Annotated in this window: 27 protein-coding genes; 16 read left to right on the forward strand and 11 right to left on the reverse strand. The window is 69.4% G+C overall.

Annotated features, from left to right (window positions below; all coding sequences use genetic code 11):
- Positions 1-37: 37 nt before the first annotated feature.
- The gene (locus O5O54_RS09240) at positions 38-1,009 is read left to right on the forward strand and encodes a small ribosomal subunit Rsm22 family protein (RefSeq protein ID WP_279480930.1); all 972 of its coding nucleotides are present in this window, start codon (positions 38-40) and stop codon (positions 1,007-1,009) included.
- Here O5O54_RS09240 and O5O54_RS09245 read toward each other — a convergent pair.
- A complete protein-coding gene (locus O5O54_RS09245) occupies positions 1,006-2,835 on the reverse strand; it encodes a M3 family oligoendopeptidase (RefSeq protein WP_279480933.1) in 1,830 nt (609 codons plus the stop codon). The genes O5O54_RS09240 and O5O54_RS09245 overlap by 4 nt on opposite strands.
- A 324-nt stretch (positions 2,836-3,159) precedes the next feature.
- Between O5O54_RS09245 and O5O54_RS09250 the strand changes: the two genes are divergently transcribed.
- Together O5O54_RS09250 and O5O54_RS09255 are read left to right on the forward strand one after the other, a co-directional pair.
- Positions 3,160-4,932 carry a DUF882 domain-containing protein gene (locus O5O54_RS09250; protein ID WP_279480935.1) on the forward strand — a complete coding sequence of 591 codons (1,773 nt, stop codon included), beginning with the start codon at positions 3,160-3,162 and terminating at the stop codon, positions 4,930-4,932.
- A 361-nt stretch (positions 4,933-5,293) separates the two neighbouring features.
- On the forward strand, positions 5,294-5,719 hold the full coding sequence (locus O5O54_RS09255) for a MucR family transcriptional regulator (protein WP_279480937.1): 426 nt from the start codon (positions 5,294-5,296) through the stop codon (positions 5,717-5,719).
- A gap of 74 nt (positions 5,720-5,793) precedes the next feature.
- On the opposite strand, the gene O5O54_RS09260 is transcribed toward O5O54_RS09255, so the two are convergent.
- Together O5O54_RS09260 and O5O54_RS09265 are read right to left on the reverse strand one after the other, a co-directional pair.
- On the reverse strand, positions 5,794-6,054 hold the full coding sequence (locus O5O54_RS09260) for a DUF2312 domain-containing protein (RefSeq protein WP_279480941.1): 261 nt from the start codon (positions 6,052-6,054) through the stop codon (positions 5,794-5,796).
- A 102-nt stretch (positions 6,055-6,156) separates the two neighbouring features.
- The gene (locus O5O54_RS09265; protein WP_279480944.1) at positions 6,157-6,456 is read right to left on the reverse strand and encodes a DUF1244 domain-containing protein; all 300 of its coding nucleotides are present in this window, start codon (positions 6,454-6,456) and stop codon (positions 6,157-6,159) included.
- A 186-nt stretch (positions 6,457-6,642) separates the two neighbouring features.
- On the opposite strand from O5O54_RS09265, the gene O5O54_RS09270 reads away from it, so the two are divergent.
- Positions 6,643-7,113, forward strand: a complete 471-nt coding sequence (locus O5O54_RS09270; protein ID WP_279480945.1) for a DUF1036 domain-containing protein — start codon at positions 6,643-6,645, stop codon at positions 7,111-7,113.
- Positions 7,110-8,546: a pyruvate kinase gene (gene pyk / locus O5O54_RS09275; RefSeq protein ID WP_279480947.1), complete on the forward strand. Its 1,437-nt coding sequence runs from the start codon at positions 7,110-7,112 to the stop codon at positions 8,544-8,546. Before O5O54_RS09270 ends, pyk begins: the two co-directional genes overlap by 4 nt.
- A 46-nt stretch (positions 8,547-8,592) precedes the next feature.
- Here pyk and O5O54_RS09280 read toward each other — a convergent pair whose 3' ends face one another.
- The 5 genes from O5O54_RS09280 to O5O54_RS09300 all read right to left on the reverse strand — a co-directional run bounded on the left by O5O54_RS09280 (position 8,593) and on the right by O5O54_RS09300 (position 11,374).
- Positions 8,593-9,213: a tetratricopeptide repeat protein gene (locus O5O54_RS09280; protein ID WP_279480949.1), complete on the reverse strand. Its 621-nt coding sequence runs from the start codon at positions 9,211-9,213 to the stop codon at positions 8,593-8,595.
- 71 nt (positions 9,214-9,284) lie between these two features.
- A complete protein-coding gene (ykgO, locus tag O5O54_RS09285; protein ID WP_019998227.1) occupies positions 9,285-9,410 on the reverse strand; it encodes a type B 50S ribosomal protein L36 in 126 nt (41 codons plus the stop codon).
- Between the two features lie 155 nt (positions 9,411-9,565).
- Positions 9,566-10,645: a 5-(carboxyamino)imidazole ribonucleotide synthase gene (locus O5O54_RS09290; protein ID WP_279480959.1), complete on the reverse strand. Its 1,080-nt coding sequence runs from the start codon at positions 10,643-10,645 to the stop codon at positions 9,566-9,568.
- Positions 10,646-10,670: 25 nt separating this feature from the next.
- A complete protein-coding gene (purE, locus tag O5O54_RS09295; RefSeq protein WP_279480961.1) occupies positions 10,671-11,174 on the reverse strand; it encodes a 5-(carboxyamino)imidazole ribonucleotide mutase in 504 nt (167 codons plus the stop codon).
- Positions 11,171-11,374, reverse strand: coding sequence for a YdcH family protein (locus O5O54_RS09300; RefSeq protein ID WP_279480963.1), 204 nt, complete (start codon positions 11,372-11,374; stop codon positions 11,171-11,173). Before O5O54_RS09300 ends, purE begins: the two co-directional genes overlap by 4 nt.
- Positions 11,375-11,660: 286 nt before the next feature.
- Between O5O54_RS09300 and O5O54_RS09305 the strand changes: the two genes are divergently transcribed.
- From O5O54_RS09305 to O5O54_RS09340, 8 genes are all read left to right on the forward strand, one after another.
- Complete coding sequence (locus tag O5O54_RS09305) at positions 11,661-11,834, forward strand: YdcH family protein (protein WP_279480965.1); 174 nt, start codon at positions 11,661-11,663, stop codon at positions 11,832-11,834.
- A gap of 151 nt (positions 11,835-11,985) precedes the next feature.
- Positions 11,986-12,642 (forward strand): thiamine phosphate synthase, encoded by a 657-nt coding sequence (locus O5O54_RS09310; RefSeq protein ID WP_407061688.1) that lies wholly within the window; start codon positions 11,986-11,988, stop codon positions 12,640-12,642.
- Positions 12,639-13,688 (forward strand): tetratricopeptide repeat protein, encoded by a 1,050-nt coding sequence (locus tag O5O54_RS09315; RefSeq protein ID WP_279480969.1) that lies wholly within the window; start codon positions 12,639-12,641, stop codon positions 13,686-13,688. The genes O5O54_RS09310 and O5O54_RS09315 overlap by 4 nt, the downstream gene beginning before the upstream one ends.
- Positions 13,689-13,819: 131 nt before the next feature.
- A complete protein-coding gene (locus tag O5O54_RS09320) occupies positions 13,820-14,668 on the forward strand; it encodes an inositol monophosphatase family protein (RefSeq protein ID WP_279480971.1) in 849 nt (282 codons plus the stop codon).
- Between the two features lie 165 nt (positions 14,669-14,833).
- Entirely contained in the window at positions 14,834-15,877 is a 1,044-nt protein-coding gene (locus tag O5O54_RS09325) for a flagellar motor protein MotA (protein WP_279480974.1), read from the forward strand.
- Positions 15,878-15,881: 4 nt separating this feature from the next.
- A complete protein-coding gene (locus tag O5O54_RS09330; RefSeq protein ID WP_279480977.1) occupies positions 15,882-16,916 on the forward strand; it encodes a peptidoglycan -binding protein in 1,035 nt (344 codons plus the stop codon).
- A complete protein-coding gene (locus tag O5O54_RS09335; RefSeq protein WP_279480979.1) occupies positions 16,913-17,602 on the forward strand; it encodes a YafY family protein in 690 nt (229 codons plus the stop codon). The genes O5O54_RS09330 and O5O54_RS09335 overlap by 4 nt, the downstream gene beginning before the upstream one ends.
- 59 nt (positions 17,603-17,661) lie before the next feature.
- Entirely contained in the window at positions 17,662-18,030 is a 369-nt protein-coding gene (locus O5O54_RS09340; RefSeq protein WP_279480981.1) for a drug:proton antiporter, read from the forward strand.
- 16 nt (positions 18,031-18,046) lie between these two features.
- Here the strand turns inward: O5O54_RS09340 and O5O54_RS09345 are convergent, their stop codons facing one another.
- Positions 18,047-19,273: a PLP-dependent aminotransferase family protein gene (locus tag O5O54_RS09345; protein ID WP_407061680.1), complete on the reverse strand. Its 1,227-nt coding sequence runs from the start codon at positions 19,271-19,273 to the stop codon at positions 18,047-18,049.
- 59 nt (positions 19,274-19,332) lie between these two features.
- Positions 19,333-21,144, reverse strand: coding sequence for an ABC transporter transmembrane domain-containing protein (locus O5O54_RS09350; RefSeq protein WP_407061681.1), 1,812 nt, complete (start codon positions 21,142-21,144; stop codon positions 19,333-19,335).
- A 196-nt stretch (positions 21,145-21,340) separates the two neighbouring features.
- On the opposite strand from O5O54_RS09350, the gene rpmE reads away from it, so the two are divergent.
- On the forward strand, positions 21,341-21,562 hold the full coding sequence (rpmE, locus tag O5O54_RS09355) for a 50S ribosomal protein L31 (protein ID WP_279480986.1): 222 nt from the start codon (positions 21,341-21,343) through the stop codon (positions 21,560-21,562).
- 127 nt (positions 21,563-21,689) lie between these two features.
- Here rpmE and O5O54_RS09360 read toward each other — a convergent pair whose 3' ends face one another.
- Complete coding sequence (locus O5O54_RS09360; RefSeq protein ID WP_279480988.1) at positions 21,690-22,211, reverse strand: DUF1465 family protein; 522 nt, start codon at positions 22,209-22,211, stop codon at positions 21,690-21,692.
- Positions 22,212-22,564: 353 nt separating this feature from the next.
- On the opposite strand from O5O54_RS09360, the gene O5O54_RS09365 reads away from it, so the two are divergent.
- Positions 22,565-23,572 (forward strand): NAD(P)H-quinone oxidoreductase, encoded by a 1,008-nt coding sequence (locus tag O5O54_RS09365; RefSeq protein ID WP_279480989.1) that lies wholly within the window; start codon positions 22,565-22,567, stop codon positions 23,570-23,572.
- Between the two features lie 129 nt (positions 23,573-23,701).
- Positions 23,702-24,403 carry a DUF1013 domain-containing protein gene (locus O5O54_RS09370; RefSeq protein WP_279480992.1) on the forward strand — a complete coding sequence of 234 codons (702 nt, stop codon included), beginning with the start codon at positions 23,702-23,704 and terminating at the stop codon, positions 24,401-24,403.
- The last annotated feature ends 110 nt before the right edge of the window (positions 24,404-24,513 follow it).

Here is a 24,513-nt window from a genome sequence, read left to right on the forward strand (position 1 = left end):
GGCGCCGAACGCCGTGCGTCGCGTGCGCCACGATCGCATGGACCTTCCCCCGCTCCTCCGCGCCGCCGTCGAGGCGGAACTCGCCGGGACGCCGCTGGCCGACCTTCAGCGGGCCGGCGAGACGCTCTCGGGCCGCTACCGCGCCGAGACGCGCGACGGGCGCCTCCACCTGTCGGACGACCTCTTCGCCAAGGCCTATGCCGCCGCGCGCCTGCCGGCCACCTATGCAGCGCTGCGCGCCTGCCTGGAGGCGGTCGCCGGCGCCCTGCCGGACTTCGCCCCGACGGGTCTTCTCGACGTCGGCGCGGGGCCGGGCACCGCGCTCTGGGCCGCGACGGACGCCTTTCCGCGCCTCGATGCGGCGACGCTTCTGGAAGCGTCCGACCCGATCCGGCGCCTCGGCGCGCGGCTCGGCGAGGGCGCCTTCGACTTCCGGCCGGACTGGCGCGCGGGCGATCTGGCGACCGGGCTCGGCGCCCTGCCGCAGGCGGACCTCGTGACGCTGTCCTACGTTCTCGACGAGATCGCCCCGCAGGCGATCGGCCCGCTGGCCGACGCGCTGTGGTCCAAGACGGCAAGCGTGCTCCTCGTGGTGGAGCCGGGGACGCCGGCGGGCTGGCGGCGCATCCTTGCGGTGCGCGACCGTCTGATCGCGGCCGGGGCGCACATCGTCGCGCCCTGTCCGCACGCGCTCGCCTGCCCGATCGTGTCGCCCGACTGGTGCCACTTCGCCCAGCGCCTGCCGCGCTCACGCCTCCACCTGCGCACCAAGGAGGCGGAAGTGCCCTTCGAGGACGAGAAGTTCGCCTATGTCGCGCTGGCCCGCGAGGCGCCCGCGGGAAGCGCCTTCACGCGCGTCCTGGCCCCGCCGCACGCTGGCAGCGGCAAGGTGCGCCTGAAGCTCTGCCGCCCGGACGGCACGGCCACCGACACGCTCGTCACCAAGCGCGACGGCGACGGCTTCCGCCGGGCGCGGCGCGCCAACTGGGGCGACCGCCTGCCGTTTTAGGCCGCCGCGTCCATCGCCTCCAGTTCGTCGATCAGCCCGGAGATCATCGACAGGCCCTGCCGCCAGAAGGCGGGGTCCGCGGCGTCGAGCCCGAAGGGCGCGAGGAGCTCGGAATGATGCTTGGTGCCGCCGGCCCGCAGCATCGCGAAATACTTGTCCTGAAAGCCCTCGTCCGCCTTTTCGTAGACCGCGTAGAGCGAGTTCACGAGGCAGTCGCCGAAGGCATAGGCGTAGACGTAGAAGGGCGAGTGGATGAAGTGCGGGATATAGGTCCAGAAGGTCTCGTAGCCCTCCCCGAGCCGCACGGCCGGGCCGAGGCTCCGCGCCTGGACCGCCATCCAGATCTCGCCGATCCGCTCGGCCGTCAGTTCCCCCTTGCGGCGTTCGGTGTGGATCTCGCGCTCGAACTCGTAGAAGGCGATCTGGCGGATCACCGTGTTGATCATGTCCTCCACCTTGGAGGCGATCAGCGTGCGGCGCTCCGCCTTCGAGGCCGCGCGGGCGAGAAGCGAGCGGAAGGTCAGCATCTCGCCGAACACGGAGGCCGTCTCCGCCAGCGTCAGCGGCGTCGAGGCCATCAGCGCGCCCTGGTCGCCCGCCAGAACCTGATGCACGCCGTGGCCGAGCTCGTGCGCCAGCGTCATCACGTCCCGCGGCTTGCCGAGATAGTTGACCAGCACATAGGGGTGGACGGAGGGGACCGTCGGATGGGCGAAGGCGCCCGGCGCCTTGCCCGGACGCACGGCGGCGTCGATCCAGCCCTGCTCGAAGAAGCGGCCTGCGATCTCTGCCATGTCGGGCGCAAAGCCGCGATAGGCCGAGAGCACCGTTTCGCGTGCCTCGTCCCAGCCGATGTCGCGGCGCGAGGCGCCGGGCAGGGGCGCGTTGCGGTCGTAGAATTCCAGCGCGTCGAGCCCGAGCCACTTCGCCTTCAGCGAGTAGTAGCGATGGGCGATCGACGGATAGGCGTCGGAGACGGCCTTGGCGAGCGCGTCCACGACCTCGCGCTCGACGCGGTTGGCCAGATGGCGGGAGTCGGCGACATCCTCAAAGCCGCGCCAGCGGTCGGAGATTTCCTTGTCCTTGGCGAGCGTGTTGGTGACCAGCGCGAAGGTGCGCAAGTTGCGGCGGAACACCTCGCCCAGCGCCGCGCCGGCCTTGGCGCGGGTGTCGCGGTCGGGGTCCTGGAGGAGGTTCAGCACCTCCTCCAGCGCCAGTTCTTCGCCGTCCACGGTGAAGCGCAGCGCCGTCATGGTCTCGTCGAAGAGCCGGTTCCAGGCGCCGTGGCCGGTGACGGACTTCTCCAGGAACAGCTCCTCCACCCGGTCTTCGAGCTGGAATGGCTTGTCCTGGCGAAGGTCCACAACCCAGGGCCGGTAGTGCGCGAGCGCCGCGTCGCGCTCCATCGCGGCGTCCATCACGGCTTCGTCGATCCGGTTCAGCTCCAGGGCGAAGAACAGGAGGGCGGAGGAGATATCGGTGACGCGTGCCTGGATGTCGCCGTAGAACTTGGCGTTGGCCGGCGAGGCGGTGTCGCCGGAATAGACGAGACCGGCGAAGGACACGAGGCGGCCGAGACGCTCGTCGATCGCCTCGTACTGGGCGATCGCCGCGCGGAGTCCGTCCTCGCCCGCGGCGCCGGCAGCCTCGGCGAGCCGGCCCTTCCAGCGTGCCTGGAAGGCGGAGGCCTGCGCCGCAGCCTCGTCGAGATCCGCAGCGATCTCCGGCGCGTCGATGCTCCGATAGAGATCGGCCAGGTTCCACTCGGGAAGCGGGCCGAGATCGACGGACTTGGAGCGAGCGGCGGTCGGATGGGCGGAATTCATCGAGGAAACACTCCGGGCGGTCTTTAGGCGCGACGCTTCGCCATCGCTCCCGCCATATAGGTCAGGGCGCGCGCCTGCGCATCCGGACGCGGCAAGCGGGTTCGCGAGCGGAGGAGGGCGGAGGTGATTCGCGAGGCGAACAGCCAGACTGCATCGATTTTCACTCGCCGTTAACCAAAATCATGTGTATTGGCGCAGAAATCGACCAAGTGTCATTTTCGTGCCGCACTCGTTCCTGATTAAGCTCACCGGCTGGATCGGGATCATTCGTGACCTGATGGGGGATTTCCATCAGCGGGACGACGCACCGGGGGAAAGTACCGCATGTTCGGATGGACCGAATGCGTATCGCGACGCGTCTTTCAACGCGCCGCGCTGGTCCTGATGGGCCTGCTCGCAGCAACGGCGGCCGAGGCCGAGACACGGACTCTCAAGCTCTACCACGTCCATCTCAAAGAGAAGTCCGAGATCACCTACAAGCGGAACGGCAAGTTCCTGCCCGACGGCCTGAAGAAGGCCAACTGGGCTCTGCGCGACTGGCGCGAGAACAAGCCGACCACCATGGACCCGAAGCTCCTCGACCTCCTCTACGAGGCGCATAAGCAGTCCGGCTCGCGCGGCTACATCCACGTCATCGGCGGTTACCGTTCGCCCGGCACCAACAAGATGCTGCGCTCGCGCTCCTCGGGCGTGGCGGGCTCGAGCCTCCACATGTCCGGCAAGGCGGTGGATTTCTTCCTGCCCGACGTCCCCCTCAAGCGGGTTCGCGACATCGGCCTGCGCATGCAGCTCGGCGGCGTCGGCTACTATCCGCGCTCCGGCTCCCCCTTCGTCCATTTCGACACCGGAAAGGGCCGCTACTGGCCGCGCATGAGCCGCACGGAGCTGGCCAGCGTCTTCCCGAAGGGCAACACGATCCATCTGCCCTCCGACGGCAAGCCGCTGCCCGGCTACGAGACGGCGCTCGCTTCCTACAACAAGCGCAAGGGTGCCAACGACGTCCAGATCGCCTCCTCGTCGAGTTCCGGCGGCGGCCGTTCGCTGCTGGCCGTCCTGTTCGGCGGCGGCGCGGACGAGGCGGAGGACGAGGCCGAGGCCACGGCGGCCCCGGTCGGGCGCACCGCCCCGGCGGCCCGTCCGCAGCCGGCGGCCCCCGAGCCCGAGGTCCAGGTCGCGGCCGTTCGCCCGGCCCGTGCCCTGCCGCCCGCAGCCCTGCCGACCGGCGTCCCGATGCCCGAGCGCGATGCGTTCGACGGCTCCAGCCCCGCCGCCCGCGCGGCGCCGCCCGCCGGCATTCCGGCGGCCGAGACGGCGGTCGCGGCCCTTGTGCCCGCCCGCGTTCCGCTGCCGACCAGCGCGCCGTCGCGGCCTCAGGTCGTGGACCCCGCCTCGACGCTGGTCGCGGCGCTGGAGGCCGAAGCGCAGCCCGAGGTCGCCCCCGGCGCCCCGGCTCAGCTCGCCTACGCCGTGCCGACGCCACGGGCTCGTCCGCCCTTCGAGGCCGTTCTGCGCGGTGAGCAGGCTGCCCTGCCGACGCCGCGCATGATCGGTACCGAGCCCGAGCTAACGCCCGAATCCATCATCGCCGCCGCCATGGCCGAAAGCGCGGCCGCGTCGGCGGGTACCAAACCGCCGTCCCGTCCCGCCCCTCAACCGTCGGCGCGCCCGGACGAGGCTGCGCTGGTCGCGGCCGTGATGCCCGCCACTCCGACGCCGGCCGCCGCACCGATCCGCGTCGCCGCGCTGGATGCGACGGCCGCTGTCGTCGCCAAGGTCGCCGAGCCCGCCCGCCGAACGGTGTCCGCCAAGGGCGGGCGCGTGGTCGGCGACGAGGCGGCCATCGCCGCAGCCCGTCGCGCCGCGCAGCCCTCGGCGCGCATCATCGCCGAGCGCGTCGAGTTCGCCGCCCTGATATCCAACCCGGAGCGCCGCGCCCTGGAGCAGGAGTTGGAGCGCCCGGTCGCCCACAGCCTGATCGGCAACGTGCCGGACGCCGTGTTCGCCCATGGCTTCTCGCACAAGGGGAGCGTTCCCTCCGCGTCCTCCCGTTTCGAGGGCAAGGCCGTGAACTTCATGCCGGTCCACAAGATCAACTGATCCGGCCGACCCGAGACGGACCGCCCTTCACGCCCGCGCCCATCGGCGCGGGCGTTCGCGTTTCCGGCGAAGACGCGCCGGGTTCCTTCCCAGCCAAGTTCTCAGACGGCTATGCCTTATCCGCGGGGCGGACACGTGAAGATGATCGCGGCGCGCCTATCGGGGATTCATTGAGCAGGACTGTGCGTTTCAAAATCGGAGCTTGACAAAACTCGGACCGATTCTCAGATACCTCACGGATAAACGCTCTCGCACATTGCTCCATCGAAGCCCGCAAGACGATTCGCCCCGCAAGGGCGGTCGAGCACGCTTCATGAACTTGAGCGACCTTTGCGTCTTTACGACCGGATCGGATTGAGACATGGACGACCTGAACATTTCGGACAGCGACGACGGGCTGATGGAACTGACCGCCGAGGTCGTCGCCGCCTATGTCAGCAATCATTCGCTGCCCGTGGCCGACCTGCCGGCCCTGATCGCGGACGTCCATGGCGCGCTCGGCATGACCGGCGCCCAGCCCGAACCCCCGCCGGCCGAGAAGCCCAAGCCCGCCGTTTCCGTCAAGAAGTCCGTCACCGACGAGTACATCGTCTGCCTCGAGGACGGGAAGAAGTTCAAGTCGCTGAAGCGTCACCTCATGACGCACTACAACCTGACCCCGGAAGAGTACCGCGAGAAGTGGGACCTGCCGGCGGACTATCCGATGGTCGCGCCGAGCTATGCTGCGGCCCGCTCGCGCCTCGCCAAGCAGATGGGCCTCGGCCACAAGCGCCGCCGCGGCCGCTGACCAGCCCGGCCCAAACGAAAACGCCTCCGGTGCGAGCCGGAGGCGTTTTCGATTCGAGGCGGTGCCCGGAGGCGTCAGCCGCCGGACGGCATCATGCCCAGCGCCTGGAGATAGAGGTCCAGGATCGCGTCCATCTCGGCTCGCTCGTTGGCGTCCTGCTTGCGCAAGCTGATCACCTTCCGCAGCACCTTGACGTCGAAGCCGTTGCCCTTGGCCTCGGCGTAGACGTCCTTGATGTCGTCGGAGATCTGCTTCTTCTCCTCCTCCAGGCGCTCGATGCGCTCGACGAAGGAGCGGAGCTGGTCCTGGGCGACTTCCTCGGTGGCGTTGGACATGGGTAGACCTCGTAGCGGACGATAGGTACGCGTCGCCTAGAAACGGCGGCCGCTTTCCCCTCTTCGATGACGCGCAATGGTTACGCGAGCGTTACGCCGGCCTCAATCGTGCGGCTTGGAGGCGGCGAAGGCGGCTTGAGTCGCCGGGCTCGCCTCGCGCTGGTGAAGCGCACGCCATTCGTCGTAGGGCATGCCGTAGACGATCTCGCGCGCCGCCTCCTTCGACAGCGGCTGTCCGGCCTCGGCCGAGGCCTCGGCATACCAGTTCGACAGGCAGTTGCGGCAGAAGCCGGCGAGGTTCATCAGGTCGATGTTCTGGACATCGGTGCGCGCGCGCAGGTGGTCGCGCAGCCGGCGGAAGGCGGCCGCCTCCAGCTCCGTCGTGCTCGGGGCTTGGTCCATGGAAAGGCTCCTCGCTGTCGGTCCTCGACCCGATATCGGCCGCCCGGCGAGCGGCCGCAAGGCTGGCGACCGGCGCGATCGTATCGATTTAAGAAAAAGTATGCCCATGCGACGCCGCCCCGGCTTTGACAGTTTTCGCGACTATGCGAGAAGAGCCCGCCGCCGCGTTTCGTCAAAGGGTCGCCCATGCCGCTTCGCCCGATCCTGGGGCTCCGCTCTCCGATCTCCGCCGCCGTCCTCGCCCTCGGTCTTTCCGCCCTGTCGGCGCCGTTCCTCTCCTCCGACGCCCGCGCCGATTTCCGCGTCTGCAACGGCACGCAGGCGCTGGTCGGCGTGGCGATCGGCCAGCGGACGGCGGAAGGCTGGGTGAGCGAAGGCTGGTGGCGCATTCCGGCGACGACCTGCCGCTCCGTCATCGAGGGCGAGCTGCAGTCGCGCTACTACTACATCTATGCCGAGGACGCCGAGGGCGTCGGGCGTTGGGCGGGCGATATCGACATGTGCATCGCCGAAAACGAGTTCAAGATCGTCGGGGTCAAGGACTGCTTCGCCCGCGGGTTCCAGAAGATGGGCTTTCGGGAGTACGACACCGGCGGGCAGGGCAGCTGGATGGTCCAGCTGACGGAAGCGGCACGCGAAGGGACCGACCAGCCATGAAACGCAATCGCCGCGTAAAGATCCTTGCAACGCTCGGGCCGGCCTCGTCGGACGAGGCGATGATCCGCAAGCTGCACGAAGCGGGCGCCGACGTGTTCCGCATCAACATGAGCCACACCGACCACGACACGATGCGCGAGCTCGTCGCCCGCATCCGCCGCGTCGAGGCGGCCGTCGACCGGCCGATCGGCATCCTGGCCGATCTCCAGGGTCCGAAGCTGCGCGTCGGCAAGTTCGCGGACGGCAAGGTCGACCTCCAGCCCGGCGATATCATCACGCTGGACGACAATCCCGAGCCGGGCGACCGCACCCGCGTCTACCTGCCTCATCCCGAGATCCTCCAGACCGTCCAACCGGGCCATCGTCTGCTGATCGACGACGGCAAGCTCCAGCTCCGCGCACTGGAATCGACCGGCACGGCGATCCGCTGCGAGGTCGTCGCCGGCACGCGCATTTCCGACAAGAAGGGCGTCAGCCTGCCCGACACGCTGCTGACGTCGGGCGCACTCACCGACAAGGATCGGCGCGACCTCGACGCGGTGCTGGAGGCCGAGGTCGACTGGCTGGCCCTCAGCTTCATCCAGCGGCCGGAAGACCTTGCCGAGGCGCGCAAGCTGGCGCGTGGGCGCGCCGGCCTTCTGTCCAAGATCGAGAAGCCGCAGGCCGTGGAGCGCCTCGACGAGATCATCGAGCTGTCCGACGCCATCATGGTGGCGCGCGGCGATCTCGGCGTCGAGATGCCGCTGGAGCAGGTGCCGGGCATCCAGAAGCGCATCACCCGCGCCGCCCGCCGTGCGGGCAAGCCGGTCGTCGTCGCGACCCAGATGCTGGAATCGATGATCACCGCCCCGGTGCCGACGCGCGCCGAGGTGTCGGACGTGTCGATTGCCGTCTTCGAGGGCGCCGACGCGATCATGCTGTCGGCCGAATCGGCGGCTGGCGCCTACCCGATCGAGGCCGTCCAGACCATGGACCGGATCGCGGTCGAGGTGGAGAAGGACCCGCTCTATCCCGGCATCATCTTCGCCCAGCGCCCCGCGGCGGAAGCGACGGGCGCCGACGCGGTGTCGCTGGCCGCGCGCCAGATCGCCGAGACGCTGCAGGTCGCGACCATCGTCACCTACACCTCGACCGGCACGACGGGCCTGCGCACCGCGCGCGAGCGCCCGCAGATCCCGATCCTTGCCCTGTCGCCGATCGCCGCCACGGCGCGCCGTCTCAGCCTCGTCTGGGGCCTGCACTGCGTGGTGACGGACGATGCGTCCGACATGGAGGACATGGTCAATCGCGCCTGCCGGCTGGCCGTGCAGCAGGGCTATGCGCGCGTCGGCGAGCGGGTGATCGTGACCGCCGGCGTGCCGCTGCGCACTCCCGGCGCCACCAACATGATCCGTATCGCCTATATCGGCTCCGACGGCCTCTCGGCCATCTGACGGGAACAGGGGAGGCGGCCTGCCGAACGGGGCCGCCTTCCGGGCGTCAGGCCGGCTCGCCCGACATCTCCTCGGCGATCCGGGCCGCCGCGTCCTGCGCGGCCTTCAGCGTCGGGTAGAGGGTGAGGGCGCGGGTATAGGCCTCCAGGGCCTCCCGCTTGCGCCCGAGCTCCTCCAGCATCGCTCCCAGCCCCGTCAGCGCGCCGAAATGGCGCGGCTCGCGGCGCAGTGTCTCCTCGACATCGGCGATCGACAGGGCATAGCGGTTCTGCGTGTAGTGCAGCGTGGCGCGGCGATTGTAGGCTTCCGCATAATCCGGCTGGAGCACGATCGCCTGGTCCACGAGATCGAGGGCGGCGCCCGCATCCTTGCGCGCGACGGCCTGCCCGGCCCGCTCCATCAGAAGGTCCACCGTGGCGCTGCCGCTGTCGAGCCAGACCCCTTGGATCTGGTTGGCGACGGCGGTCGCCTTCTCGGCGTCCGGCTCGCGCCGTAGCTCGGCGAAGAGACGGTCGAGGCGCGCCTCACGCGTTTCGTCGGCCGGAGGCGTCGCGGCTTCCGAGGCGACTCCCGGCGGCAGGACGTCCTGCGCCCGAGACGGCATGCCGGCGGCCGTCAGCAACGCTGCGGCGAGAAGGGCGGATCGGAAACGAGAAAAGGCGCGCATGAGACGACCTTAAGTCGTCCCGGCGCGCCTTCCAAACGATTTTCGTCGAGCCGGTCGCCCGGCCCCGAGCGTCAGCCCTGACGCGCCTTGTAGCGCGGGGCGAGCTTGTTGATGATGTAGATGCGACCCTTGCGGCGAACCAGGCGGTTGGCGCGGTGGCGGCCCTTGAGGGACTTCAGCGAGTTCTTGATCTTCATGGTTTCGACCGTCGATTGCCAGGCGACGATCGGGCCTAGTCCCATTCCGCCGCATAATGAAAAACGCGCCGTGGGGGGCGCGTCGACCTAGGGTGGCAATAGCGGCAGGCGGGGTGCGATGTCAACCATGTGACGACGCGCCGCCTGCCGTTTCATCAGCCTTTTCGTGCGGTGAGGCGGGTCGCGTGGCCCATCTTGCGCCCGGCGCGCGCCTCGCGCTTGCCGTAGAGGGTGAGAAGGACGTTCGGCTCGGCCAGCAGCGCGCCGGCCCGCTCCACGTCGGCGCCGATGAGGTTCTCCATCACGCAGTCCGAATGCCGCTCCGCCGAGCCCAGCGGCAGGCCCGCGACGGCGCGGATATGCTGCTCGAACTGCGAGATCGTGCAGGCGGCCTCCGTCCAGTGGCCGGAATTGTGGACGCGGGGCGCGATCTCGTTGACGAGGAGCGCTCCGTCGCCGCCAACGAAGAACTCGACGCCGATCACCCCGACATAGGACAGCCTGTCGAGGATCGTGCGCGCCGTTTCCACGGCCTTCTCGGCGACCGCCTCGCCAATCGCCGCCGGCACGGTGGATCGGCTGAGAATGCCCATCCGATGGACGTTCTCGGCCGGGTCGAAGGCGACGAACGAGCCGTCCGCCCCACGCGCCGCGATCACCGAGATCTCCCGCTCGAAGGGCACCTTCTTTTCGAGGATGGCGGGCACGCCGCCGAGGCTCTCGAACACGTCGTCGTGCGGCCCGCCGGCCGCGATGGTCGCCTGGCCCTTGCCGTCGTAGCCGAGGCGGCGCGTCTTGAGGATGCAGTCGCCGCGCAGATCGAGGAGTGCGTGCTCCAGCTCCTGCGGGTCGTCCACTGCGCGCCAGGGGGCGGTGGCGATGCCGATGCCGTTGAGGAACGCCTTCTCCACGACGCGGTCCTGCGCCACCTCCAAGGCCTCGATCGGCGGGTGGATGGGCCTGGGAACGCCGAGCGCGCGCAGGGGCTCGACCGGCACGTTCTCGAACTCGTAGGTCATGACGTCGGTGGCGTCGGCCAGCTGGCGAAGGGCCGCGAGATCGTCGTAGGCGCCGCGCACCAGACCGTTGGCCACCTGGGCGGCCGGGCAGTCGGCGTCGGGATCGAGGATCAGGGTGCGAAAGCCGAGCCGGGCCGCACTCGACGCCATCATGCGGCCGAGCTGGCCACCGCCGATGATGCCGATCGTGGAGCCGAAGGGGAGGGGGGCTGTCATGCGGTCCGCCTCGAAAGGAAAGGGATCAATGCGATGGGCCTGCGTCGTCGACGGGACGCTCGTCGACCGCGTCGGTCTGGCGCGCACGCCAGGCGTCCAGCCGTTCGGCGAGGGCCGGATCGGTGAGGGCAAGGACGCTGGCGGCGAGCAGCGCCGCGTTGACCGCGCCCGCCCGCCCGATCGCCAGCGTGCCGACCGGAATGCCCGCCGGCATCTGCACGATCGACAGGAGACTGTCCTGGCCCGACAGCGCCCGGCTCTCCACCGGCACTCCAAAGACGGGAAGCGGCGTCATGGAGGCCGCCATGCCCGGAAGGTGGGCAGCGCCGCCGGCACCCGCGATCACGACCTTGAAGCCCCTGGCCTTGGCGCCCTTGGCGAAGGAGACGAGGCGGTCGGGCGTGCGATGGGCCGAGACGATCAAGGCCTCGTGCGCGATGCCGAGCGCGTCCAGCGTCTCGGCGGCGTTCCGCATCGTGGGCCAGTCCGACTGGCTGCCCATGATGATGGCGACGGGGGCCGAGCTCATGCGATGATGTCCGGCAGGACCTGATCCTCGAGATCCTGGAGGCGGTCCTTGATCAGGAGCTTCTTCTTCTTCATGCGCTGGATCTGCAGCCGGTCGCAGCCGGTCGCCTCCATCGCGTCGATCGCCGCGTCGAAATCCGCGTGCTCCTGGCGCAGCCTTGCCAACTGCAGCCTGAGTTCGGCCTGTTCCTGATCCGCCACCCCGGTCCCCTCGAACGCGACACCACCGAACCCCGGCGCCCGCTCGGCGGGCCGGGGCCTCACAAAAAATCGACCCGGCCTTCCTCGGCAGGCGGAAACCCCGCCAAGTCCTTGGGAAAGGACGCTTCGACACCCATCCATTCGTTACCAGCCTCGGAAGAATTTAAAAACCCGGGCTTGAACCCCATTCGACAGGTCAAACCTTATATGACACCTTCATGGCGTCCACGACGCGCCGGTCGTCCGGGCGCCGATGGAGGGAGAAGAGACCTAGAGGAGCTCAAGAATGTCCTTGGATGCCCATCTCGCGACCCTGGAACAGCGCCATTCGGCTCTGAACGAGGAAATCGCCTCGGCCCACACCAAGCCTGCCATGAGCGATGCGGAAATACAGGAACTCAAGCGGCGCAAGCTGCAGCTGAAGGACGAGATCGAGCGTCTGCGTCAATCGACCCATTGATCCCTCAGGACCTATCATCCTTCGGCGCGGCCCTCGGGCCGCGTCTCTTCGTTTGGTGCCCGACCCTTGTAGTCTCGCCGCAATCGGTATCTACAGCAGCCCGCCGGTCTTGATCCGGCCCGTTATCGCCCGCTGCGCAGATGTTTCCATGATCGACGACGACCGCATCCGCCCCCGACTGGTCCTGGCGACGACCCTCCTGCCGGATGGCGAGGCCGGTGAGGCCGCGCTCCGGGCGGCGCTCGCCGCGGGCGACGTCGCGTCCGTGCTGGTGGATCCCGCCGGCCGCCAGCCGACCCCCTTCCAGGATTTCGCCGAGCGGCTCGTGCCCCTGATCCAGGAGGCCGGTGCCGCCGCCATCGTCGCCGAGGACACGCGCTGTGCGGGCCGAGTCAGGGCCGACGGCTTCCACGACGCCTCCGGCAGCGTACCGGCCCTGCGCGAGGCGGTCGGGCGCTTTTCGCCCCGCCTCATCGTCGGCGGTTCGGGCTTCACGACCCGCCACGACGCGTTGGAGGCCGGCGAGTGCATGCCGGACTACCTGTTCTTCGGAAAGCTCGGCGCCGACGCAGGTCCCGAGCCGCTCCGCCGCAATCTGGAGCTTGCCGAGTGGTGGGCCTCCATCGTCGAGATCCCCTGCATCGTGCAGGGCGGCTCCGACCTGGCGGCCCTTTCCAGCGCGATCGAGACGCGCGCCGAGTTCATCGCCCTGTCCAGCGCGGTCTTCTCGGATCTTGCCCGCGCCGCCCATCAGGTCGAGGCCGCCAACCGCATGATCGACGCGGCGATGGAGGAGGCTTCGGCATGAGGCGCCTTGCGCTCCTCTTCGTGCTTCTCGCCGCCGAGCCCGCCCTCGCACAGGATGCGGCTGCGCCCGCTGTGACGCCTGCGCCGCCAGCCGCCGGTTCTGAGCCGCCGGTCGCCGGAGAGGGCACCGGCACGAACCCGCCGCCGCTGTCGCCCAATTTCCTGCCGACGCCCGTCGCCCGTGCGGCCGACGATCCGGCCGGGACGGACGGCGCTTCCGCCAGCGCGCAGGCCTATGGTGCTTTCCAGCGCGGCTACTACCTGTCGGCCCTGCGCCTTGCCGAGCCGCTCGCCAATCTCGGCGACCCGGCCGCCCAGACCCTTCTCGGCGAGATCTACGGTCGCGGTCTCGGCGTGCCCCGCGACGAGACGGAGGCCGCGCGCTGGTACGGCGTCGCCGCCAAGGCGGGCGTGCCGGAAGCCCAGTTCCGCTATGCCATGCTGCTGATCGAAGGCCGCGCGGTCGCGCCCGACGACGCGACCGCGCGCGACCTGATGAAGGCGGCCGCCGACGCCGGCAATCCGCTCGCCGCCTACAATTACGGCCAGATGCTGATCCGCGCGGCGCCCACCGGCGGCTTTACCGAGGCCGCGGGCTATTTCCGCAAGGCCGCCGAAGCCGGCCTGCCCGACGCGCAATACGCGCTGTCGCAGCTCTACGCCTATGGCAAGGGGCTCGAGAAGGCCGACGACGGCGAGGCCCGCCGCTGGCTCGCCGAGGCGGCCAAGGGCGGCAGCGACACCGCGCAGATCGAACTCGGCATCTGGCTGATCAACGGCCGGGGCGGTCCGGCCGAGCCGCTGGAAGGATTTCGCTGGCTGAAGGGGGCGGCCGACCGGGGCAATCCGATCGCCGTCAACCGCATGGCCCATCTCTACAAGGACGGCGTCGGCACGCCGCGCGACCGCGCCCAGGCGGCCATGTGGACGGTGCTCGCCCGCCGCGCCTCAAATTCGGACGCGACGCTGGACGGCTGGTTCCGGACGCTGCCCGACGTCGAGCAGAAGGCCGCCCTGGAGGCCGCCAACCGCTTCCGCTCCGGCTAGAGGCTTGAGTCCGACGCCCGGATGTGGTTCTGAGGCGCCCGTTCCCCCATTCGCCCCGCTTTGCTGCGGGAATGCGGCATGCCCCTTCGGCCGCCGCCTGTTCTTTCGATCGTTGTAGGAAAGTTGAAGACATGGCCCGTACGGCGCTGATGAACGTCATGACGCAGGCCGCCATGAAGGCGGGCCGCTCGCTCACGCGCGATTTCGGCGAGGTGCAGAACCTCCAGGTTTCGATGAAGGGTCCGGCGGACTTCGTGTCGCAGGCCGACCGCAAGGCCGAGGAGATCGTCTACGCCGAACTCGCCCGCGCCCGCCCCGACTGGGGCTTCCTGATGGAGGAGCGCGGCGCTATCGAAGGGCGCGACCCACAGCATCGCTGGATCGTCGATCCGCTCGACGGCACCACCAACTTCCTGCACGGAATTCCGCACTTCGCCATCTCGATCGGGCTGGAGCGCGACGGGCAGATCGTCGCGGGCGTCATCTTCAACCCGGTGACCGACGAGCTCTACACCGCCGAGAAGGGCGGCGGCGCCTTCCTTAACGATCGCCGCATCCGCGTCGCCGCGCGCACCAAGCTCGCCGAATGCGTCGTGGCGACGGGCGTCCCCCATCTCGGCCATGCCGACCACGCGCGCTATCTCTTCGAGGCCCGCCAGATAATGGGCGAGGCGGCGGGCATCCGCGCCTTCGGCTCGGCCGCGCTCAACCTCGCCTATCTCGCCGCCGGCCGCATCGACGGCTTCTGGGAGCACTCGCTCCAGCCCTGGGACGTGGCGGCCGGCTCGATGCTTGTGCGCGAGGCCGGCGGTTTCGTCACCCATTCCGACGGCTCGAAGTTCGAGTTCGTCGAGGGCGATATCGCCTGCGGCAACGAACTCGTCCACAAGGCCCTGGTCGCCCAGCTCGCCAAGGCGAACACCGCGCTGCGCGGCGGGGCGAAGCCCAAGGCCGAGGCCACAGTCGAAAAAGACGCCTGACACCTTGCTGCGGCGCGCTTCTCGCGAAAAAAGCGATTTGCAGCGCGCCGCCGCTTTATCTCTTTGATTTCATGCATCGGGCTTTCCGAAAATCGATATCGATTTCCGGGCCGATGCTGTAGCTTCCCGCCAGCCAGCGAGTTCGCCAAGCGGGTGCCCGTGCCGATGCAGGTTCTGAGTTCATCTCCCGACGGCCGCCCGACCGCTCCCGGCGGGCCGGAACGGTTTTCCAGCCCGCTGGTCTTCCTGTGGGCCATGCTGGTGTTCCTGGCGCTCGCCGGCTTTGTGGCCCTGATCCTCGGCCGCCAGGTCATCCAGGCCTTCTCCACCAATCCGGGCCTCAACGGCCTGATCCTGGGCGTCCTGGCGGTGGGCATCCTGCTCGCGGTGGCGCAGATCCTGCGGCTCGCGCGCGAGGCGCGCTGGCTCAACGCCCTGCGCGACAACGATCGCGAGCGCCGCGCCCGCTCGCCCGTGCTGCTCGCCCCCATGGAGGCGATGATCGGCCACGGGGCGATGCCGCGCACCCTGCCGGCGCCGTCCGTGCGGGCGGTGCTCGACTCGGTCGGCGGGCGCCTCGACGAATCGCGCGACGTGTCGCGCTACCTCGTCGGCCTGCTCGTGTTCCTCGGCCTTCTCGGCACCTTCTGGGGCCTCCTCACCACGATCGGCTCGATCTCGGCCACGATCCAGTCGCTGGACCCGGCGGCCGGCGACGCGGCCACCGTGCTCGATTCGGTGAAGAGCGGCCTGTCGGCGCCCCTGTCCGGCATGGGCACCGCCTTCTCGTCCTCGCTCTTCGGCCTGTCGGGATCGCTGGTCCTCGGCTTTCTCGACCTCCAGGTCGGGCGCGCGCAGAACCGCTTCTACACCGAGCTGGAGGACTGGCTCGCCACGATCTCCGTCGAAGGCGCCGCGCTGCCCGCCTCCGTGGCCGCGCCCGAGGCCACGGCCGTCGGCTCGGCCGGCGAGGAGTTCCGCCTCCTGTCGGACCGCATAAACCGGCTGGTGCTGGAACACTCGACCAGCCCGCGCACCTCGGCGGCCATGGCCAATCTCGCCGAAAGCATTCAGGGCCTCGTGCAGCACATGCGCGGCGAGCAGCAGACGCTGCGCGACTTCGTTGAGGCGCAGGCGGGCGAGCAGCGCGAGATGCGGCGCGTGATGGAGCGCCTCGTGCGCTCGCTGACCGAAATCGAGCGGAACTGACGCCGTGGCGCTCGGGCGCGGACGCCGTCTGCGGCGCGAGATCGACTACTGGCCGGGCTTCGTGGACGCCCTGTCCACGCTTCTCCTGGCCATCATGTTCCTGCTGTCGGTCTTCGTGATCGCGCAGTTCCTCCTCAGCCGCGACCTGTCGGGGCGGGACACGATCCTCGACCGGCTGAACTCGCAGATCGCCGAGCTCAACCAGCTCCTGGCGCTGGAGCGCTCCAACTCGACCGACTTCCAGGACCAGATTTCGGCGCTCCAGGCCTCGCTCGCGGGCGCCGAGAGCGAGCGCACGCGCCTTCAGTCGGCACTCGACGGCGAACGCGCGGCGGCCGGCGCGGGCGACGGGGGCGCGCGGATCGGCGAGCTGCAGGCCACGGTCGAATCGGAGCGCCAGATTTCGGCCCAGGCGCGCACCCAGATCGACCTCCTGAATCAGCAGCTCTCCGCGCTCCGCCAGCAGATCGCCGCACTGGAGGATGCGCTCGGCGCCTCCGAAAGCCGCGACCGCGAAAGCCAGACCCAGATCGCCGATCTCGGCCGCCGCCTCAACGTCGCGCTCGCCCAGCGCGTCCAGGAACTGGCGCGCTATCGCTCCGACTTCTTCGGCCGCCTGCGCGAGATCCTGGCCGACCGCGACAACATCCGCATCGTCGGCGACCGGTTCGTCTTTCAGTCGGAGGTGCTCTTCGCCTCCGGGGCGGACGTGCTCCAGGCCGCCGGGCGGGACGAGATGCAGAAGCTGGCCGATGCCATCATCCAGCTGAACCGCGAGATCCCCTCCGATATCAACTGGATCATCCGCGTCGACGGCCACACCGACAACGTGCCCATCACGGGCGGCCGCTTCGCCGACAACTGGCAGCTGTCCACCGCGCGCGCGGCCGCCGTCGTGCGCTTTCTGGTGGAGGCCGGTGTGCCGGCCAATCGCCTGGCCGCCACCGGCTTCGGCGAGTTCCAGCCGCTGGTGGCGGGCGACACGCCGGAGGCGCGCGCCCGCAACCGGCGCATCGAGCTGAAGCTGACGGAGCGGTGAGCGGCCCGCGCGCCGCGCGCCTTCTCGACCTCGTGGAGATCCTGCGCCGTCACCGCCGACCGGTGGCGGGCGAGACACTGGCAGGCGAGCTCGGCATCAGCCTGCGCACGCTTTATCGCGATGTCGCGGTCCTCCAAGGGCAGGGCGTGCCGGTGGAGGGGGCGGCCGGGCTCGGCTACGTGCTGCGCCCCGGCCTGACCTTGCCGCCCCTCATGTTCGACGAGGACGAGATCGACGCTCTGGTGCTCGGCCTGCGCTTCGTCGCGCGCCGCCTGCCCCAGACGCTGGGGCCGGGCGCAGCCGGCGCGCTCGCCAAGATCGAGGATGTGCTTCCGACCAACCGCTCGGTCGACATGGTCCAGCTCTTCGCCGATGGCGCGACGCCGAAGGACCACGCCTGCCTGGGGACGATCCGCGAGGCGATCCGGGACGAGAAGGCCTTGGCCATCCGCTACACGGACAAGGCCGGTATCGGGTCCGAACGCGTCGTCTGGCCGATCATCGTCGGCTTCTTCGATGCAGCCGAGGTTCTGGCGGCCTGGTGCGAGATGCGCGGCGACTTCCGCCATTTCCGGCTCGACCGGATCGCCGACGCCCGCCCGGCCGGCCACCGGATGGGCCGCCGGCACCGCGTGCTCCTTGCCGACTGGCGCCTCATGCGCGAGGCCGAAGAGTGCGGCTGCTGACATCGGCTGACAGGAGGGGCGTCTAGAAGGGGCATGTTCATCCCGAACGGAGCCCTCCGATGACCCCATACGTCCTCTTCTATGTCGAGAACCCAACTACCTCCGCAAAGGCGATCCAGACGCTTCTCGGCGCCGCGCCGGTCGAGACGTCGCCGGCTTTCGTGCTGTTCGTGATCGACGGCGTCCGGCTCGGCCTCTGGCGCACCGCCGACGTGCGGCCGCTCTCCCAACCGGCGGGCGAGAACGGAGAAATCTCGCTGGAGGTCGAAACGCGAGAGGCCGTGAATCGCCACCATGCCGAGTGGCAGGACCACGCTCTGCCGATCCTCCAGGCGCCCGAGGACAAGGATTTCGGCTACACCGCCACGGTCGGTCTTCCGGGGCCGCTTCGCCTTCGGGTGTTTCATCCCGGCGCGATGCAGGGCTGAGGCCGAAAGGCGCGCCTCAGCGGCGTGCCAGCTCGTCGCGGATCAGGCGGCCGAGGCGGGGGATGCCCTCCGTCACGGCGCGCTGGTCGGCGAGCGTGAAGGAGAGGCGCAGCGTGTTGCGCCCGGAGCCGTCGGCGAAGAATGCGCTGCCGGGAACGAAGGCGACGCGCTCCTCCGCGACGGCGCGCGCCAGAAGCACCGTCGTGTCGATGGATTCGGGCAGCGTCACCCAGACGAACATGCCGCCCTCGGGCCGGCTCCAGCTCACGCCTTCGGGCATCGCGGCGTCGAGCGCCGCCAGCACCGCGTCGCGACGATCGCCGTAGACCCGTCGGACCTTCTCCACCTGTTCGCCGTAGCTCGTCTCGGCGACGCGGTGGATCGCCATCTGGTTGATCGAGGGGCTGTGGAGATCGGCCGCCTGCTTCATCAGGACGAGCTTCTCCACGATGCGGCGCGGCGCGCAGATCCAGCCCATGCGCAGGCCCGGCGCCAGGATCTTGGAGAAGGAGCCGCAATAGATCGTACGGGCCTCGTCGAGGCTCCCCGAACGGGCGCAGTCGAGCGCGACGATCGGCGGGACCGGCTGCCCCTCGTAGCGCAGCGCCTGGTAGGCGGCGTCCTCGATCACCGCGATATCGAGTTCGGCGGCGAGGTCGAGCACGGCCTCGCGCTGCGCGAGGTTCAGCGTCTCGCCCGTCGGATTGGCGAAGTCGGGCACGAGATAGGCGAACTTTGCCCGGCCGCCGGCTTTCGCTGCCGCGTCGGCATAGGCTGCGGGCGTCGTGTTGCCGCCGTTCGGCTGGAGCCGCGCATAGGTCGGCTCGTAGGCGTTGAAGGCTTGGAGCGCGCCGAGATAGGTCGGCCAGGTGACGAGCGCGGTGTCCGCCGGCGAGAGCATCAGCTTGCCGAGATAGTCGAGCCCCTGTTGCGAGCCGGAGGTGATGAAGACGTTGTTCTCGTCGCAGGGGACGCCGAGCGTGCTCATGTAGGAGGCCAGCCAGCGGCGCAGCGGCAGGTAGCCTTCGCTCACCTGATACTGGAGCGCGGCGTTGGCCTGCGCGCCGCCGAGCACCTCCGCATAGGCCTCGCGGAACGCCTCGTGCGGGAACAGCGCGGGATCGGGGATCCCGCCCGCGAAGGAGATGATGTCCGGCTGGTCGAGAAGCTTCAGAAGCTCCCGGATCTCGGACGCCTTCATGCGGCTGGAACGGGTGGCGAAGAGATCGGTCAGGGTCATCAAATCCTCCTGGGGATGCTTCACACCCGCAGCGGGAATATGTCAACAATGCTGACCTATTTTTATTCCGCGGCGCCTCGCAGGGCCGCTTCCGCTGCACCGAATTGAAGCCGGGCGAGGCGTGCATAGGCACCGCCCGTCGCGATCAGGCTGGCGTGGTTGCCCTCCTCGACGATCCGTCCGCCGTCCACGACGAGGATGCGGTCCGCCTTCAGGATGGTTGCGAGGCGGTGGGCGATGACGATCGTCGTGCGCCCGCGCATCAGCCTGTCGAGCGCCGTCTGGACGAGACCCTCGCTTTCCGCGTCCAGTGCCGAGGTCGCCTCGTCGAGGAGCAGGATCGGCGCGTCGCGCAGGATCGCGCGGGCGATTGCCACGCGCTGGCGCTGGCCGCCCGACAGGGTCACGCCCCGCTCGCCGACGGCGGTGTCGAAGCCATCCGGAAGATGACGCACGAAGGGCGTGACGAGCGCGGCGTCGGCCGCCGCCTCGATCTCGGCCCTCGACGCATCGGGCTGCCCGAAGGCGATGTTGGAGGCGAGGGTTCCGGCGAAGATCGTCACGTCCTGCGGCACGAGGGCGATGCGTCGGCGCAGAGCCGAAAGCTCAACCTGGCGGATGTCGACGCCGTCGACCAGGATCCGGCCGGCGGTCGGGTCGTAGAAGCGTTCGAGCAGCGAGAAGACGGTGGACTTGCCCGCGCCCGACGCGCCGACGAGGGCCACGGTCTCGCCGGGCTGCACGGTGAAGTCGAGCCCGCGCAGCGTCTCGCGGCCGGGGCTCGTCGGATAGTGGAAGGCGACGTTCTCGAAGCGGACGGCGCCCAGCGCGCGGGAGGGGAGGGGCTGCGGGGCGGGGGGATCGGCGATCTCCGGCCGGTCTTCCAGGAGTTCGGACAGGCGCTCCGTCGCCCCCGCCGCCGCCGTCAACTCGCCCCAGACCTCCGAGAGCTGACCGAGGCTGGAGGCGGCAAAGACGGCATAGAGCAGGAACTGGCCGAGCGTGCCCGGCGTCATCGCGCCGCCGATCACCTGCTGCGCGCCGACCCAGAGCACGGCGACGATGGAGGCGGTCACGAGGAAGATGGCGAAGGCCGTCAGCCCCGCGCGGGCCGAGACCGAGCGGCGGGCGGCCTCGAACGCGTCGTCCACGGCGGCGTCGAAACGCCCGCGCGCCTCGCGCTCGGCCGTGAAGGCCTGGACGGTGCGCACCGAGCCGATCGCCTCGCCGGCATAGGCGCTGGCGCCGGCCAGGACGTCCTGCGCGGCGCGAGAGCGGGCGCGAACCGTGCGCCCGAAGGCAACGAGCGGCAGGACGATCAGCGGAATGGCGCCGAGTACGATCGCCGACAGGCCGGGGCTCGTCACCACCATCATCGCGGCCGCGCCGAGGAAGAGGATCGAGTTGCGCAGCGCGAGCGACGCGGTGGCGCCCACGGCGGACTTGATCTGCGTGGTGTCGGCGGTGAGGCGCGAGACGATCTCGCCGGACAGGTTCTTGTCGTAGAAGGCCGGTGAAAGCGTCAGGACGTGGGCGAACACGTCCTTGCGCAGGCCCGCCACCACGCGCTCGCCGATGGTGATGACGAAGTAGTAGCGCCCGGCGCTGGCCAGCGCGAGCACGAGAGCGAGCACCGCCAGCATGCCGAAATAGGTGTTGACGAACCCCGTGTCGGACGAGGCGAAGCCATGGTCCACCACGCGGCGCACGGCGACGGGCACCGAAAGGGTGGTGGCGGAGGCGAGCGCCAGGAAGAAGAGCGCGGCGGCGACGTGGCCCTTGTGCTCCATCATGTAGGGCCAGAGGCGGGCCAGAGGCTTCAGCGTGCGGCGGGGCGCCCCGCCGCCGGCTTTCTCGGCGGTTCCGTTTCGCAAATTCGCTGCCCCTTGCGGCCGCGCCCGGCGGCCCTTGTGCGCTATCGGGGCCTGATGTATAGGCTCGCCCTTGAATTTGAAAGCGATCGCGCTCCTCATTCCGATCCCTGGTCGAAATGTCCAACCCGGCTTCTCGCCGGCGGGCTCCGTCCATGGGTCTCAGTGGGTGCGAGCGCGTCAGGCTGGGAACAAGGCGATGAAGCAGAACATCCACCCCGACTACCACACGATCACCGTCGTGATGACCAACGGCACCGAATACCAGACGCGCTCGACCTGGGGCTCGGCCGGCGACAAGCTGAACCTCGACATCGACCCGACCAGCCACCCGGCCTGGACCGGCGGCAACCAGCAGATGCTGGATCGCGGCGGCCGCGTGTCGCGCTTCAAGAAGCGCTACGAGGGTCTCGGCATCTGATTGCCGGTCACCGAAGGCTTACGAGGAACCCGGCTTCGGCCGGGTTTTTTGTTGGCCTCCGGGCCAAACGAAAAGGGCGCGCGGGTGAGGAACCCGCGCGCCCTTTAACGTGAAAGGTGGCCTCTCGTCAGACGGCGAAGGCGGTGCGCAGGAGATGCATCTGCTCGCCCACCGGGTTGGTCGAGCCGTCGGCCTGCGGATCGCCGTAGATCTCGCGGTCGAGCATCGCGACGCGCCGCTCCAGCATCACGGCGCGCTCCACGAGGTCGCGGAAGGCGAGGGGCAGTTCCTCGTAGAACGGGGAATCGGCGCCGCCGCTGATGCCGTCCAGCCGGACCTTGACCTTCTCGGCCTCGACCTGCGCGCGCGACATGTCGCCCTGGTTGGCGGCGCGCTGGAGGAGGAGCCAGGAGGCGACCTGCATCAGGCGCGTCGTCAGGCGCATGGATTCGGCGGCGTAGAGGGTCGCCGCCCCGCGCGAGATGGTGCGCGCGTCGCGCCGCCCGTCCCCGTCGAGATAGGCCGCGGTCTCGTCGACCAGCGTCATACCCTCGTCGAAGATCGGCTGGAAGGAGGACGAGAAGGCAAGCCGTTCCGCCAGCTTGATCGTCCGGGAGGATTCGCTGTGATCGAGATGGGTGTTTGTCATGCTGGGAAAACCGACCTTGAGGCGAATCGTTGCAAGGGTCGCGGCACCATAGTCGGCGCGTCACGGCCCTGTCGCTCCTAGAATCCACCCATGGCGCGCGATGCGCAAGGAGGCCCGGTCAATGATGGTTAACGGCCGGAAAGCATGCCGAAGCGTTGGATTCCCGGCAAAAAGAGAGCCGCGCGGAGCGGCTCTTGAGTTTCAACAGGGAGGTTCGACAACCGGCAAGGTCGCCATCCAAAGCAATCTGGACTTCCCCGACAGTGCGCCGGAATGGTCAACGCGCGGTTAACGCGGGCGGGAAAGTTTGCCGGCGCGCGTTAAGTGAGGCGTCGTATCAGGAGAGCCGAGCGATGACCCTTCCCAGCGAGATGACGATCATGGCCCTCGACGGGCACGGCGGACCGGAGGTGCTGGTGCCGCGCCGCGCGCCCTTGCCCCGGCCGGGCGAAGGCGAGGTGCTGATCCAAGTGGAGGCGGCCGGCGTCAACCGGCCCGACGTCCTCCAACGCATGGGCGCCTATCCGCCGCCGCCGGGCGCGCCGGATTGGCCGGGGCTGGAGGTCGCGGGCAGGGTGGCGGTGGTCGGGCCGGGCGTCCGGCGCTGGCGCGAGGGCGACCAAGTGATGGCGCTGCTCTCCGGCGGTGGCTATGCGCAGTATGCGCTGGCCGACCAGGGCTCGGTCCTGTCGGTGCCGTCGGGCCTGGGCGCCGTCGAGGCGGCGGCGATCCCGGAGACGTTCCTGACCGTCTGGCACAACGTCTTCCAGCGCGGCGCGCTGAAGCGCGGGGAGACCTTTCTCGTGCACGGCGGGACGTCCGGCATCGGCACGGTGGCCATCCAACTCGCGCATGCCTTCGGCGCCCTGGTCGCGACGACGGTCGGCGGCGAGGCGAAGGCCGACGCAGCGCGGCGGCTCGGGGCCGATCTCGCCGTGAACTACCGCACGGACGACTTCGTGGCGGCACTCAAGGACTGGCAGGGCGGGCGCGGCGTGGACCTCACGCTCGACATGATCGGCGGCGACTACCTCCCGCGCAACATCGAGGTTGCGGCACCGGACGGCCGCATCGTCCAGATCGCGCATCTCAACGGCCGCAAGGGGGAGATCGACCTCTTCGCCGTGATGCGCAAGCGCCTGACGCTCACCGGCTCGACCCTGCGCGCCCGCGACACGGCGTTCAAGGCGGCGCTTTGCGCCGAGCTGGAGGAGAAGGTGTGGCCGCTGCTTTCGGAGGGCCGGGTTAAGCCGCTGATCGACGCGACCTATCCGCTCGAAAAGGCGGCGAACGCCCATGCCCACATGGACAAGGACCATATCGGCAAGATCGTGCTGGTGACGGGCGCGGCGGAGAGTTGACCGGGGCTCGACCGCGCATCGTTCCTTGCGGAACGCGGCGGGGGTGCCTATAGTCAGCGTCGATTTCCGGAATTCGTGGCGTGACCACAGCCTGCCTGACCGGGGCCGGCCTACAGGAGACCTATATCCATGGCTCAGCAGCTTCTGATGCCCAAGGCCACGGCCGTCTGGCTCGTCGACAACACCTCCCTGTCCTTCGAGCAGATCGCCGAATTCTGCACGCTGCATCCCCTGGAAGTGAAGGCGATCGCGGACGGAGAGTCGGCGCAGGGCATCAAGGGCATGGACCCGATCATCACGGGCCAGTTGACGCGCGACGAGATCGTGCGGGCCGAGAAGGACGAGAAGCACCGCCTGAAGCTCGCCCCGCCCAAGGTCCGGGTGCCGGAGGCAAAGCGCAAGGGGCCGCGCTACACGCCGGTCTCCAAGCGCCAGGACCGCCCGAACGCGATCCTCTGGCTGGTGCGCAACCATCCCGAACTGAAGGACCCCGCGATCTCGCGCCTCGTCGGCACGACCAAGCACACGATCGAGCAGATCCGCGAGCGCACCCACTGGAACTCCGCCAACCTCCAGCCGATGGACCCGGTGACGCTCGGCCTCTGCTCGCAGATCGACCTCGACCTCGAGGTCGAGAAGGCCTCGCGCGGCATGCCGCGCCCGGAGGAGGTGGCCGAGGAGGAGCGCCTCCTGTCGGCCGCGCAGACTCAGAACTACCGGTCCGGCGCGCGCGACGAGGAAGAACTCGACGCCGCCGCCGTCTTCGCCAAGCTCACCTCCATGCGCCGCACCGAGCCGGAGGAGACCGAGGAAGAGGACGAGTTGCGCTGAGCGGTTTCGTCATCGCAAATTCTGCAAAAAAGGGCGGCCTCCGGGTCGCCCTTTTTTGCTTGCGCGATGACCGTCGCGTTCGTCATGGCTCGAGTGCGATCCCGGGAGAA

The sequence above is a fragment of the Aureimonas sp. SK2 genome (genome assembly GCF_029813115.1).
Classification (GTDB): domain Bacteria; phylum Pseudomonadota; class Alphaproteobacteria; order Rhizobiales; family Rhizobiaceae; genus Aureimonas.